Consider the following 12,402-nt stretch of genomic DNA (forward strand, 5'->3'; position numbering starts at 1 on the left):
TCACCTCCTCCGCACACACCCCTGCCCGAAAGGACCCTCACGTGGCAGCCCCCAACCCGTCCCGCACCGCCGACTGGTGGCGCGACGCCGTCATCTACCAGGTCTACCCGCGCAGCTTCGCCGACGGCGACGGCGACGGCACCGGGGACCTCGCGGGCGTCCGGGCGAGACTGCCCCACCTCGCCGAACTCGGCGTCGACGCGGTCTGGTTCACCCCCTGGTACGCCTCCCCGATGGTCGACGGCGGCTACGACGTCGCCGACTACCGCGCCATCGACCCCGCCTTCGGCACCCTCGACGAGGCCGAGAAGCTCATCGCAGAAGCCGCCGACCTCGGCCTCCGCGTCATCGTCGACATCGTCCCCAACCACGTCTCCGACCGGCACGCCTGGTTCAGGGCCGCGCTCGCCGCCGGCCCCGGCAGCCCCGAGCGGGCCCGCTTCCACTTCCGCCCCGGCCGCGGCGAGCACGGCGAACTCCCGCCCAACGACTGGCCCTCCCAGTTCTCCGGCGACACCTGGACCCGCGTCCCCGACGGCGAGTGGTACCTCCACCTCTTCACCCCCGAACAGCCCGACCTCAACTGGTCGCACCCCGACGTCCGACGCGAACACGAGGACGTCCTCCGCTTCTGGTTCGACCGCGGAGTCGCCGGCGTCCGCATCGACTCCGCGGCCCTCCTCACCAAGGACCCCGGCCTCCGCGACTTCGTCGAGGGCGTCGACCCCCACCCGTACATCGACCAGGACGAGATCCACGAGGTCTACCGCTCCTGGCGCGCGATCGCCGACGCGTACGGCGGCGTCTTCGTCGGCGAGGTCTGGCTCCCCGACGCCGAACGCTTCGCGCGCTACCTCCGCCCCGACGAACTCCACACCGCGTTCAACTTCAACTTCCTCGCCTGCCCCTGGGAACCCGCGAAGCTCCGCACCACCATCGACGACACCCTCGCCGAGCACGCCCCCGTCCACGCTCCCGCCACCTGGGTGCTCTGCAACCACGACGTCACCCGCACCGCCACCCGCTACGGGCGCGCCGACACCGCCTTCGACTTCGCCGCCAAACGCTTCGGAACCCCCACGGACCTGGACCTCGGCACCCGGCGCGCCCGCGCCGCCGCCCTCCTCACCCTGGCCCTGCCCGGCTCCGTCTACCTGTACCAGGGCGAGGAACTGGGCCTGCCCGAGGCCGACATCCCCCGCGACCGCATCCAGGACCCCATGCACTTCCGCTCCGGCGGGACCGACCCCGGCCGCGACGGCTGCCGGGTGCCCCTCCCGTGGGAGGCCGAATCCCCCTCGTACGGCTTCGGCACCGGCCTCGACCCCTGGCTGCCGCAGCCGGCGGACTGGGCCCGCTACGCCGTCGACCGCCAGAGCACCGACGCCGACTCGATGCTCACCCTCTACCGCACCGCGCTCGGACTGCGCCGCACCGTGCCCGGCTTCGGCGACGGACCGCTCACCTGGCTCCCCGCCCCGGACGGCGTCCTCGCCTTCGCCCGCGCGCACGGCGTGATCTGTGTGGTCAACCTCTCCGGCGCCCCGGCGGAGCTCCCCGCCCACGGCGCACTCCTCCTCGCCAGCGGCCCGCTCGACCCCGACGGCACCCTTCCGCCCGACACCGCGGTCTGGCTCCGCGCCTGAACCGGGGGATCACCAGCCGAAGCGGCGGTCGACCACCGCGGCGAACTCCTCGAAGCTCAGGACGCGGTCGCCGTTCTGGTCGGCCGCGTCGAAGAGGGCCGCGGAATCGTCGTCACCGCCGACGCCCCACACGGGTATGACCCCCCGCGCGGCCAGGGTGGGCCCCTTCTCCCGCAGCGCCCGGATGACCTCGGTACGGGTCAGCGTGCCGTCCTGGTCGAGGTCGAGCGCATCGAAGAGGATGCGGGCCTTGTCGCTCATCACGTGTCCTGTCGGAAGGGGCCGGGCGCGGGTGCGGCCGACGCGTCATACGAGGGAGGACGCGCCGACCACCCCCGGGGTTGCCTCACCCCGACGCGGGGGCCGGGCCCTCCCGTCCGGAGCCTCGTGGTTCCGCGTGATCTCCCCCTCCGCCTCGACGCCCTCCCCGCCGCGCTCGCTACGGGGTGAGCCAGCCGCGCAGGGCTCTGCTCACGGTGGGCATGGCGACGTACGTCATCAGGACGTTGAAGACGCAGGCGACGACGGCGCTGCTGAGCAGCACGGGCAGGCCGGTGAGGTGCGGGGTGAGGAAGAGGCCGCCGAGCACGGAGATGGGGTAGATCGCGAGCGTCGCGCTGATCGCCATCTTCCACCGGGGCGGCGCGGGCCGCGTCGAGCCCGGCTTCGCGAACCAGGTCTCCATGCCCGTGAGCTCGCGCCGCGCGATCTCCGTGTGGTGATGGCCCCGGCAGTCGGCGAACCACTCGGCCCGCTCGGGGGACTCCTGCCAGATGCGGCAGGCCTCCGCGTCGCGGAAGCGGTGGACGAGGAACCAGGGGGCGTCGCCGCCCGAGGAGCGGAAGAGCCCGTACCCGAGATGGCCGGGGAAGCGGGCCGCCGTGTCGAGGATGCCCTTCGCCCACACCTCGAAGGCGGCCTCGTGGCCGGGCTCCACCCGGCGGGCTATCAGCAGGGTCACCTCGCCGGTGTCGGCGGGGACGTGGGTGTGTTCGAGACTGACCGCGGTCACCGATACTCCTCATGATCGCGCCGCGCCCGTCCACACTGTACGGGGTGCCCTCCCGGGACGGGTCAGGCGGCGCGGCAGAGTGCGGCCGGGTCGGCCGGCGACGAGGAGCGGGCCAGGGCCGCGGGCCGGGGGGTGCGGGCGGTGACCGCGGCCCGCGAGCGGTTCCGTGCGAAGACGACCAGCCGCAGCACCGCGAACCGCGCCACGCCGGTGAGGGCGGAGGCCGAGAGGTAGACGACCTGCGTGAGCGCGGCGCCGGGTGACGCCACCAGCCACTGCAGCGCGAGCACCGCCAGACAGGTCACCGCGTACCCGGCCGCGGCGGAACCGGCCGACTGGGTGTGCTGGCGCCAGGTCGCGCGTCCGCCCGTGCCGAAGGTGAAGCGGGCGTGGAGCTCGGTGGCGAGGAGCGTCGAGGCGACGGTGACCAGGGCGTTCGCGAGGAGCCAGGGGAGCGGACCGGCCAGCGCCGTCACCGCGAAGCCGGCGGCGAGGCCGACCCCGCCGCCGCAGAGCGCGAAGCGGGTGAAGGCGGCGAGTGCGCCGGGCGCCGTCCGCTCCCGGTCCTGCGTGGTGTCCATGATCCGTCCGCCCCCTCGATGACGTGTCCGGCGCCACCGCGCGCCCTCGGTCGACGAGACCGGGGCGCGTGCCGCGCTTGGCATCACTATGGCACGCGTATGGCACCACTGCGACCCCTTTATGGCGCCGCACGGAGCGCGGTCCCGCGTCAGTGATCCGCATGGACCTCGCCGCTCGCCGTCAAGGCCGCGTCAGGAGCGGCCGGACGGCCCCGGAACCGGGGATAGCTTCGGTGCCGCCCCCGGACCGCCTCCCCGCGCCGGGGGCCCCGGCGCCCTCCCCTCCACCAGGAGCACCCCATGTGCCTCTTCCGGTACGACTTCCGGTACGACGACGACGACGCGGATCCCGAGGAACAGGACCCGCCCGGACTGCAGGACCCGCGCCACGGGCGAGCCGGCCGCGGCCTCCTTCAGGGCGATTCGGCGCCGCGCCGCCGCGCGGCGCCGGAGCACCGCCCGCGGGTTCGGGATATCAGTGGTCCCACCCGGCGGTCGGCGTCGACCGCCCGTGTTCCGAAAGGCGGGAGAACGGTGACCGTCCAGCCCATCCCCGAGGGATATCCGCGCGTCACGCCGTACCTCTGCGTCGACGGAGCGGCGGCGGCGATCGACTTCTACGTCGACGTGCTCGGCGCCACCGAGCGGATGAGGATGCCGGCGCCCGACGGCACCATCGGCCACGCCGAGCTGGAGCTCGGGAACTCGCTCATCATGCTCGCCGACGAGTTCCCCGGCATGGACTTCCGCTCGCCGAAGGCCGTGGGCGGCACGCCCGTCACGCTGCACGTGTACGTCGAGGACGTCGACGCCGTCTTCGCCGAGGCCCTCGCCCGGGGCGCCAGGGAACTGTCCCCCGTGAAGAACGAGTTCTACGGCGACCGCACCGGCCGGCTGGAGGATCCGTTCGGCCACCGCTGGAACGTCTCCACGCACGTCGAGGACGTCCCTGAGGACGAGGTGGAGAAGCGGGCCAGGGAGGCCCTGGCGGCCGGCGACTGACGGTCCGGGAGGAGACGTCGTCCCCTCGGCCGGTGCTGTGACCGGAACGGTTCACCGGGTCGCAGCACTAGCTCTCCGCGGGGACGATGTTCTGGTTGTGCCGGAAGACGTTGTCCGGGTCGTACGTCCGCTTCACCTCGGCCAGCCGGTCGTAGTGCCCTCGGTACGTGGCGTGCACCCGGTCCCGGGCCTCGTCCTCGCCGAGGAAGTTCACGTAGGCGCCGCCCATCGAATGCGGGTGCAGGGCCTCCCAGTAGTCCACCGCCCAGGTGCGGATCGCGTCCGCCTCGGACGGTTCGGGGCTGATGCCGCCGATCACGCCCGACCACACCGCGTCCCGGTAGGCCCAGGCCGAGTCCATGGGGCCCACCCGGTGGGCCGCGCCGTCGACCGGGTAGAGGTGCATCGTCGACAGTGCGGTCGGGATGTTCTCCAGGAAGGCGCGGTGGACGTCGATCGCCTCCTCCGTGATCCGGTCGAAGAAGTCACCGCGCCAGTACCACTGGAGTCCCTTCGGGATCAGCTCGTCGAACATCGACTGGAGCGCCGGGTACGGCATCGGCATCGCGAAGTGGAAGGCGGGCGGGGCCGGATCGGACACGGAGGCGAAGGTCTTCGCGAGGCCCTCCTCGTCCGTCGCGCCCGTGCTGCACCACACCACACCGCACATCTTCCGGCCGTGGATCTCCTCCGGGAAGGGCGGCCCGGGCGGGACGGTCAGCGTGGCGAAGAAGCCGTTGAGGTCCTCGGGGGCCGCCGGCAGGAACTCGCGGTACCAGCGCAGCACCGCCCCGATGTGCTCCGGCTCCCACAGGGTGACGCCCACGCCGACGGTGTCCACCGGGTGCAGGGCGTACGTGAAGGAGGTCACCACCCCGAAGTTGCCGCCGCCGCCGCGCAACGCCCAGAAGAGGTCCGGGTGTTCGTCGGCCGACGCGGTGACGACCGAACCGTCCGCGAGCACCACGTCCGCCGCGAGCAGGTTGTCGATGGTGAGCCCGTACGCACGGGTGAGGTGCCCGTGCCCACCGCCCAGGGTCAGTCCGCCGACGCCCGTCGTCGACATGATCCCGGCGGGCGTGGCGAGCCCGAAGCCGTGCGCCTCGTGGTCCAGGTCCCCGAGCTGGCTGCCGCCGCCCACGAGGGCCGTGCGCCGCTCGGGGTCGACGCGCACCCCGCGGATGCCGGACAGGTCGATCACCAGCGAGCCGTCGATCAGGCAGAGGCCGGCGCCGCTGTGTCCGCCGCCGCGGACGGCGAGGTCCATGCCGCTCTCCCGGGCGTACCGGACGGCGGCCCGGACGTCCGTGGTGTCCGCGCACCGGGCGATGACGGCCGGCCTGCGGTCGATCATCGCGTTGTAGATCCGGCGGGCCTCGTCGTATCCCGTGTCCTCCGGGCCCGTCACCTCGCCGCGCAGCGCCTCGCGCAGGGTGTCCACCGCCGTGCCGCCCATGACCACTCCTCCTGGGCACCCCTGACTGCCGGCCGCGCTACCCCTTCAGTCTCCCTCCGTCACCCGGGCGCCGCGAGCCCGGCGGGGCCCCTCACCGGACCCGGAACGTGGCCATCATGCCCATGGCCGAGTGGTCGAGCATGTGGCAGTGGTACACGTAGTCGCCCCGGAAGCCGTCGAACGTCACGTGCAGCTTCACCGTCTCGCCGGGCATCACCCGGACCGTGTCCTTCAGGCCGGCCTCCGTCGGACCCGCGGGCAGCCCGCCGCGTTCCAGGACGCGGAACTGGACCAGGTGCAGATGGAAGTTGTGCGCGACCCGCTTGTTGGTGTTGGTGACGTTCCAGATCTCGGACGACCCGAAGGCCACGGTGGTGTCGACGCGATCGGGGTCGTACAGCTGCCCGTTGATGAATCCCCGCGGATCGGGCCGCCCGTCCTCGTCCATGCTGAGGTCGATCTGACGGGTGACGGCGGCCTTGGGCAGGGCGGCGGCGGGCGGCAGGGACCGCAGCACCGGCGGGACGCTGCTGGGGTCGTCGGCGGTGCGCACCACGTCGAAGCGGAGGACCTTGCCGACCTGCGCCGGGCTGCCGGGGCCGCTGTTGGCGAGGATCAGCTTGGTGCCGACCGGGTGGCGGGAGAAGTCGACGATCACGTCGGCCCGTTCGCCGGGCGAGAGCGTGAGGACGGGCACGGCGACGGGGCGTTCGAGCAGTCCGCCGTCCGAGGCTATCTGGGTGAGCGGGGTGCCGTCGGACAGACTCAGCGCGAAGAGCCGCAGGTTGGAGCCGTTGAGCAGCCGGAAGCGGTACTTGCGGGCCGCGACCTGGAAGTAGGGGGTGGGCCTGCCGTTCGCGAGGACGGTGGTGCGGTTCCGGTCGGCCATCGTGTACGCCAGCTGTCCGGTCGCGTCGAAGCGGGCGTCGCGGAGGGTGATCGGGACGTCGTACCGGCCCTTGGGCAGCGGAAGCCGCTGTTCGAGGTCGTCGGTCAGCAGATAGGTGCCCGAGAGGCCGCGGTAGACGTGCTCGGCCTCCATGTGGTGGGCGTGGTCGTGGAACCAGAGCGAGGCGTGGGGCTGGCGGTTGGTGTAGACGTACGTGCGCGAGGTGCCGGGGGCGAAGACGTCCATCGGTCCGCCGTCGGAGGAGGGCGGGACGCTCGCGCCGTGCAGGTGGACGGAGACGGGCATGCCGAGGGCGTTGCGGTGGCGGACGAGGACCCGGCGCCCGGAGCGGGCGTGGATGACGGGACCGGGGAAGTGCCCGTCGTAGGTGAGGACGTCGGTCGTCGTGCCCGGGAGGACCGGGACGGCGGCCTTGCGGATGGTCAGCTCGTAGAAGTCCACTCCGCCCGACGTGGTGAGCGGGCGCAGCACGGGCGGGACCGGCATGGCCGTCGTGAAAGCGGGGGGTACGGGGTCGGGCGCGCGGCGGGGGCCGGCCTGGGGCAGGGCCTCCGCCGCGTACGCCTCGCCCCCGGCGGGGGAGCCGGGGGCGAGGAGCGGCAGGCCTGCGGCGGCGAGGGCCCCGCCGAGCACTCTGCGACGGCTGATCATCGACTTCCTCCCGGGGGGTGGGCGGCAAGTGACGCCGGAACGAGGGGCTTCCGGCAGGCCGGCCGACACCCTGTGATCCAGGTCTAGCCGAGAGCGGCGCGAACCGCACACCACGACGACCGCGCCACGGCCCCCCGCCGCCCCGGGGGGAACGGCCCTCCGGCGCGGCGCCTGGCGTGCGGGCCCTTCGGCCCGCCCCCGCACCAGGTACTCCGTGCGGGGCAGCCGGTGAGCCGACGGCCGGTCAGCCGGACGCCGTCAGACCCGTGGCATGGCCGTCCCCGTGCCAGGCGACCTCCAGGATCCCGTCGACGGCGGAGCGGTCGATCGGCCCGAACACGTGCGGGAACAGCGTGTCCCCGGCGACACCGGGCGGCGGCGTGGGCGCGGCCGCCTCCCACTCCGTCCTCGCGGTGAGCCGGCTCTCGTCGAGGAGGAGCACCAGGAGCGGCCTCGGGGCGTCGCGGTAGAAGGCGTTGACGACGGCGAGGGTCGTCGCCTCGTCGGGGGAGCAGTGCACGAAGCCGTCCTCCGCGAGGGACGCGGGGGCGTACGGCTCCTCCGGCCGGGCGGACCAGGCGGCGGATGTCACGACGTGGTAGATCATGGGCCGGTTATAGCAGGACCCCGTGGTGCGTCCGGAGGTCACCAGGAGCGCCCGGCCTCCATCAGGACGTCCCGTACGCGGGTCACGTCGGGGTTGTCGGGGCGGCCGGGGCGCTGGACCAGGTAGGCGGTGTTGAGCGGCGGATCCTCCGGAGCGTGCAGGAGCACGAGGGCGCCGGAGGCCAGTTCGGCCTGGCAGAGGTAGCGCGGCAGGACGCTGAACCCGGCCCCGGCGACGACCGAGGCCAGGACCCCGCGCAGATCGGGGACGGTCACGTCGGCGGGGCGGGACAGTCGCGCCCCGAACACGTGCCGCCAGTAGCGGCGGGCGATGGGCAGGTCCTCGGCGTACGCGACCAGGGGGACCGTACGCAGTGCCGCCGGCCCGTCGAGTTCCTCGACGCGGTCGGCCCACACGGGCGCCGCGACGAGCACGAACTCCTCGTCACTGAGCGGTACGGAGGCCAGCGCCCGCCCGCGCGGCCGGAACGTGGCGATCACCAGGTCGTGCCGGCCCGCGCGCAGCTCGTCGAGGAGCGGCTCGGTCAGGCCCGGCGCGACCCGGAGCCGTACGCCCGAGGAGGCCAGCGGGGCGAGCGTCGGCAGGACGCGCGTGCAGAGCAGTTCGGCCGGGCCCGCCAGATGGACGGGAGCGGCCCGCTCGTGGGGCGCGGCCTCGGGCCCGGTCACGGCGGCCAGCGCGTCGAGGGGTCCGGCGATCCGGGCCGCGAGGTCGTGGGCGACGGGCGTCGGGGCGACCCCGCGCGGCAGCCGCTCGAACAGCTCACGGCCCGTCTGCCGCTCCAGGGCGCGGATCTGGGTGGTCACCGTCGGCTGCGACAGCCCGAGCAGCCCGGCCGCGGCGGTGAACGATCCGGAACGGTGGACGGCCAGGAAGGTCCGCAACAGATTCAGGTCGGCCACCGGCTGCGCGACGCCGGCACCGTCCACGCCATCGGAATCCCTATGCCTCATGGGAGGAGCCTAGCGGGACGGCTATGGGTGAACGCGCGCGGAGGACGGAGCGCCACGGCCGGCCGAGATGCGTCCTGACGCGACCGGTGCGAGCGGGGCTACTCGCTGGTACGGTCCCTGGCCTACCGGTCGTCCACGGGGACCGCCGGAGTCAGGGAGGGGCGCGAGCATGACGCGGCGAACGGACGGGACACGTCACGAGGTGCTTCCCGCAGGACTGGCCGAGGCGATACGGGCCACCGCCGAGGACATCGCGGCGGTCCTGCGCGCACCGGCGCCCGGCGGACGCCCGGCGGACACCGGCCGGCTCCCCGTGCCCCGCTCCACCTGGACGGTCGGAGAGGCCGCCGCGCACCTGGCGCAGGCGAACGCCCTCATGGCCGACCTGGCCGCGGGCCGCGAACGCCCGTACGGCGACGGCACCCCCGGCAGCCTGGCCGAGGCCAACGAGACCGCCCTCGCCGCGTTCGACGAGCGGTCACCGGGCCCGCTGGCCGAGATGATCACGGCCCAGGCCGCCGCGTTCCTCGCGGACGTCGAGGAGCGCGACCCGGCGGAGCTCCTGTCCACCCCGCTGGGCCGCATGACCCCGGCCGTCCTCGGCTCGTACCTGCTGACCCACATGCTCGGCCACGGTTACGACCTCGCCCTCGCCCTCGGCCGCCCCCACATGCTCGACCCCCGCCGCGTCGCGCTCACCCTGCCCTTCATGGTCCAGGCGATGCCCCGGGTCGCGGACCCGGCGGCCGTCGCGGGACTGACCGCGACCTTCGCCGTACGGCTCCGGGGAGGCGGCCCCGGCTTCGGCGTGACCGTCACGGACGGCGTGGTCAGGACCGGTCACGAGCCGCCCGCCCGCCCCGACTGCACGATCCTCACGGAGCCCGTCGCCTTCCTGCTCCTCGGCCTCGGGCGGGTCGACCCGTGGCCGGTGATCGCGCGCGGCAAGGCGCTCGGCTGGGGCCGCAAGCCCTGGCTCGCCCCCCGCTTCCCCCGCCTCTTCCGCGCGCCGTAGGCCGCCGCGCGTTCCCGCCGCGCCGGATGGATCCTGGAGGTATCGGAAGGGGCCGCGCCCCGGTTCCGCGCGGCCCGGCGAGGCGAGGAGGCGGACCATGAGCCGCACGCTGGAGTGGACGGTCGGCGTCGAGCTGACCGAGGACGGCGGCAGGACGAAGGCCGAGGCGCGGCTGACCACCGGAAACTCGACCCTCACGGGCCACGGCTCGGCGCGGTGCAACCCGGCGGACGTGGACGTGCCGGCGATCGGCGACGAGCTCGCCGCGAGCCGGGCGATGAAGGACCTGGCCGGCAAGCTCATGCGAGAGGCCAACCGGGAGATGGAGGCGGTGGGCGCCGGGACCGTACCTCAGCACACCGGCCCCGGGTACGGCTGGCCGGAGGCGGTCTCCTGACGGAACCGCCGCCCGTCTGACGCGCATCGGCCGTCCGTGCCTCCGCACCGGCCGTACCCCGGCCGGTGCGCCGTGCCCGGGGGGACGGCCGGCCCCCTGGGGGGTGTCTCGCCCTCGGGGGACGGCCGCCCCCTAAAGCGCGACCTCGCCCTCCCCCTCGTACGTCATCCGGTCCACGACCTCCACCACCCCGTCCACCGTCTCGCACAGCCGGACCAGGATCGGGCCGAGGCCCGGGCGCTCCAGGGTGCCGCTCAGGGTCACCCGCCCCTCGTCGACGTCGATGTGCACGGCCGAGGGGGAGAGGCGCAGGATGCGGACGATGACGTCCTCGCGGACCTCCTCCTGGATCGAGCGGTCCCGGCGCAGGAACAGCTGGAGCAGGTCGCTGCGGCTGAGCACCCCGATCAGCCGGCCGTCCGCGTCCACGACCGGGAGCCGCTTCACCCGGTGCCGTTCCATCAGCCGGGCCGCCTCGACCGCCGTCCAGGAGGGCCGGGCGGTGACGGCCGGGCTCGACATCATCGCCTCCGCCGAGCTCGGCCCGTCCTTCGCGGTGTGCCGCCGCAGCAGGTCCGCCTCGGAGACCACGCCCACCGGCCGGTTCTCGTCGTCGACCACGGGGACCGCGGTGATGCCGTATTCGTCGAGGAGCCGCGCGATCTCCTTGAACGACGTCCCGCGCTGCACCGCGACCGCGGTGGGGGTCATCAGGTCCGCGACACTGCGGTGCCTCATCGTCCGTTCCGTCCCTTCTGCGTTCCTGCTTCCATGATCCCGCACCGGGCGGGACGCGAGACGCGGAGGGGGTGCCTCCCAGAGTCTTGTGGGCTCGACGTGACCATGGTTACCTCCGGTAAGTCTGCGTCGCGCCACGGAAGAAGGAACCTCATGCCCTCTCCCCGAACGTCCGGGACCGGCCGCTTTCTCGGAGCCCTCGCCGCCGCCCTCGCGCTCGTCACCACGACCGGCGGCACCGGAGCCGCCGCCCCCGCGGGGCTCCAGGAGGTGATGTTCGTCGGCAACAACTGGGACGGCACCGCCGACGTCATCGCCGCCCGCGGCGACCTCCACCGCGTCGGCCGGGTGAACGTGATCCCCGACAAGGAGGAGCGCCTGCGCGAGATCTATCTGAACCCGGTGAAGCTCGCCTTCTTCCTCGGTGTCCGCACCGGACCGGGCGAGGGTCACGACCAGTTCGTCGACGACATGTACGCGACCCCCGACGGCGCCTCCATGGTCGTCTCCCGGCCGAGCTTCGCCGACGTCGTCTCCCTCGACCTGCGCACCGGGCGGATCAACTGGCGCTTCCCGGTCGCCGGTTACCGGGCCGACCACATGGCCGTCTCACCCGACGGCACCCGCGTCGCGGTCTCCGCCTCCACCGCGAACACCGTGCACGTCCTGGACATCGCGACCGGACGCCAGGTCGGCTCCTTCGCGACCGGCGACAAGCCCCACGAGAACGTCTTCACCTCCGACGGCCTGCTCTGGAACATGTCCATCGGCGAGGTCACCACCGCGCTCGACGCCCCCTGGCTCGACTGGACCAAGGGCGACCGGAAGATCACCGTCGTCGACGCCCGCACCTTCGAGACCGTCCGCGTCATCGACATGCGCTCCCGCCTCGACGCCTTCGGCCGCGGCGACCTCTCCGACGCCGTCCGGCCGCTCGTCTTCACCCCGGACGAGAAGAAGGTCTACTTCCAGGTCTCGTTCTTCAACGGCTTCCTGGAGTACGACGTCGAGTCCGACCGCATCACCCGCCTCAAGAACCTCCCCGGCAACCCGGCGACCGACCCCGACCGCACCACCTGGGTCAACGACTCGCGCCACCACGGCCTCTCGATGAGCCCCGACGGCGCCAAGCTCTGCGTCGCCGGGACGATGGACGACTACGCCACCGTCGTCGACCGCGCCACGCTCCAGCAGGGCCCGCTCGTCGAGGCCTCCAAGCCGTACTGGGCGACCGTGAGCGGCGACGGCCGGTCCTGCGTGATCTCCGAGAGCGGCGCGGACCGCGTCACGGCGATCGACTTCGCCACCGGGCGGCGCGTCGCCTCCGTCGAGGTCGGCGACCACCCCCAGCGCGTACGTCTCGCCCGCGTGCCCGCCGACTGGACGGGCCCCACGGCCGGCTGAACCCGCGCA

General features: G+C 73.6%; 13 protein-coding genes. 5 read left to right on the forward strand and 8 right to left on the reverse strand.

The features are described from left to right. The first annotated feature begins 41 nt into the window (after window positions 1–41). The gene (locus tag ABTY59_RS34525; protein ID WP_352023081.1) at window positions 42–1,646 is read left to right on the forward strand and encodes a glycoside hydrolase family 13 protein; all 1,605 of its coding nucleotides are present in this window, start codon (window positions 42–44) and stop codon (window positions 1,644–1,646) included. Window positions 1,647–1,655: 9 nt separating this feature from the next. On the opposite strand, the gene ABTY59_RS34530 is transcribed toward ABTY59_RS34525, so the two are convergent. The 3 genes from ABTY59_RS34530 to ABTY59_RS34540 all read right to left on the reverse strand — a co-directional run bounded on the left by ABTY59_RS34530 (window position 1,656) and on the right by ABTY59_RS34540 (window position 3,239). Then, window positions 1,656–1,907, reverse strand: a complete 252-nt coding sequence (locus ABTY59_RS34530; RefSeq protein WP_352023082.1) for an EF-hand domain-containing protein — start codon at window positions 1,905–1,907, stop codon at window positions 1,656–1,658. A 178-nt stretch (window positions 1,908–2,085) separates the two neighbouring features. Then, window positions 2,086–2,658: an antibiotic biosynthesis monooxygenase gene (locus ABTY59_RS34535; protein WP_352023083.1), complete on the reverse strand. Its 573-nt coding sequence runs from the start codon at window positions 2,656–2,658 to the stop codon at window positions 2,086–2,088. A gap of 62 nt (window positions 2,659–2,720) precedes the next feature. Next, on the reverse strand, window positions 2,721–3,239 hold the full coding sequence (locus ABTY59_RS34540) for a GtrA domain-containing protein (RefSeq protein WP_352023084.1): 519 nt from the start codon (window positions 3,237–3,239) through the stop codon (window positions 2,721–2,723). A gap of 534 nt (window positions 3,240–3,773) precedes the next feature. Between ABTY59_RS34540 and ABTY59_RS34545 the strand changes: the two genes are divergently transcribed. Beyond that, entirely contained in the window at window positions 3,774–4,241 is a 468-nt protein-coding gene (locus ABTY59_RS34545) for a VOC family protein (protein ID WP_352023085.1), read from the forward strand. 67 nt (window positions 4,242–4,308) lie between these two features. Here ABTY59_RS34545 and ABTY59_RS34550 read toward each other — a convergent pair whose 3' ends face one another. The 4 genes from ABTY59_RS34550 to ABTY59_RS34565 all read right to left on the reverse strand — a co-directional run bounded on the left by ABTY59_RS34550 (window position 4,309) and on the right by ABTY59_RS34565 (window position 8,839). Beyond that, window positions 4,309–5,697: an FAD-binding oxidoreductase gene (locus ABTY59_RS34550; protein ID WP_352023086.1), complete on the reverse strand. Its 1,389-nt coding sequence runs from the start codon at window positions 5,695–5,697 to the stop codon at window positions 4,309–4,311. A gap of 91 nt (window positions 5,698–5,788) precedes the next feature. Then, the gene (locus tag ABTY59_RS34555; RefSeq protein WP_352023087.1) at window positions 5,789–7,258 is read right to left on the reverse strand and encodes a multicopper oxidase family protein; all 1,470 of its coding nucleotides are present in this window, start codon (window positions 7,256–7,258) and stop codon (window positions 5,789–5,791) included. A 244-nt stretch (window positions 7,259–7,502) separates the two neighbouring features. Next, the gene (locus ABTY59_RS34560; protein WP_352023088.1) at window positions 7,503–7,865 is read right to left on the reverse strand and encodes a DUF952 domain-containing protein; all 363 of its coding nucleotides are present in this window, start codon (window positions 7,863–7,865) and stop codon (window positions 7,503–7,505) included. 38 nt (window positions 7,866–7,903) lie between these two features. After that, the gene (locus ABTY59_RS34565; RefSeq protein ID WP_352023089.1) at window positions 7,904–8,839 is read right to left on the reverse strand and encodes a LysR family transcriptional regulator; all 936 of its coding nucleotides are present in this window, start codon (window positions 8,837–8,839) and stop codon (window positions 7,904–7,906) included. A 169-nt stretch (window positions 8,840–9,008) separates the two neighbouring features. Here ABTY59_RS34565 and ABTY59_RS34570 point away from each other — a divergent pair, with 169 nt between their 5' ends. Continuing rightward, on the forward strand, window positions 9,009–9,854 hold the full coding sequence (locus tag ABTY59_RS34570; protein ID WP_352023090.1) for a maleylpyruvate isomerase family mycothiol-dependent enzyme: 846 nt from the start codon (window positions 9,009–9,011) through the stop codon (window positions 9,852–9,854). A 97-nt stretch (window positions 9,855–9,951) separates the two neighbouring features. After that, entirely contained in the window at window positions 9,952–10,251 is a 300-nt protein-coding gene (locus ABTY59_RS34575) for a DUF1876 domain-containing protein (protein WP_352023091.1), read from the forward strand. Between the two features lie 132 nt (window positions 10,252–10,383). Here ABTY59_RS34575 and ABTY59_RS34580 read toward each other — a convergent pair whose 3' ends face one another. Then, entirely contained in the window at window positions 10,384–10,989 is a 606-nt protein-coding gene (locus ABTY59_RS34580; RefSeq protein ID WP_352023092.1) for a CBS domain-containing protein, read from the reverse strand. A gap of 153 nt (window positions 10,990–11,142) precedes the next feature. Between ABTY59_RS34580 and ABTY59_RS34585 the strand changes: the two genes are divergently transcribed. Then, complete coding sequence (locus ABTY59_RS34585; protein ID WP_352023093.1) at window positions 11,143–12,393, forward strand: YncE family protein; 1,251 nt, start codon at window positions 11,143–11,145, stop codon at window positions 12,391–12,393. The last annotated feature ends 9 nt before the right edge of the window (window positions 12,394–12,402 follow it).

Origin of the sequence: Streptomyces sp. NPDC096079, from assembly GCF_040303145.1 — a bacterium.
Classification (GTDB): domain Bacteria; phylum Actinomycetota; class Actinomycetes; order Streptomycetales; family Streptomycetaceae; genus Streptomyces.

Bases quoted from the DNA above. Each gene is read 5' to 3' on its own strand.
- ABTY59_RS34530 (WP_352023082.1), bottom strand. From the start codon at position 1,907: ATGAGCGACAAGGCCCGCATCCTCTTCGATGCGCTCGACCTCGACCAG.
- ABTY59_RS34540 (WP_352023084.1), bottom strand. From the start codon at position 3,239: ATGGACACCACGCAGGACCGGGAGCGGACGGCGCCCGGCGCACTCGCC.
- ABTY59_RS34550 (WP_352023086.1), bottom strand. From the start codon at position 5,697: ATGGGCGGCACGGCGGTGGACACCCTGCGCGAGGCGCTGCGCGGCGAG.
- ABTY59_RS34555 (WP_352023087.1), bottom strand. From the start codon at position 7,258: ATGATCAGCCGTCGCAGAGTGCTCGGCGGGGCCCTCGCCGCCGCAGGC.
- ABTY59_RS34560 (WP_352023088.1), bottom strand. From the start codon at position 7,865: ATGATCTACCACGTCGTGACATCCGCCGCCTGGTCCGCCCGGCCGGAG.
- ABTY59_RS34565 (WP_352023089.1), bottom strand. From the start codon at position 8,839: ATGAGGCATAGGGATTCCGATGGCGTGGACGGTGCCGGCGTCGCGCAG.
- ABTY59_RS34570 (WP_352023090.1), top strand. From the start codon at position 9,009: ATGACGCGGCGAACGGACGGGACACGTCACGAGGTGCTTCCCGCAGGA.
- ABTY59_RS34575 (WP_352023091.1), top strand. From the start codon at position 9,952: ATGAGCCGCACGCTGGAGTGGACGGTCGGCGTCGAGCTGACCGAGGAC.
- ABTY59_RS34580 (WP_352023092.1), bottom strand. From the start codon at position 10,989: ATGAGGCACCGCAGTGTCGCGGACCTGATGACCCCCACCGCGGTCGCG.
- ABTY59_RS34585 (WP_352023093.1), top strand. From the start codon at position 11,143: ATGCCCTCTCCCCGAACGTCCGGGACCGGCCGCTTTCTCGGAGCCCTC.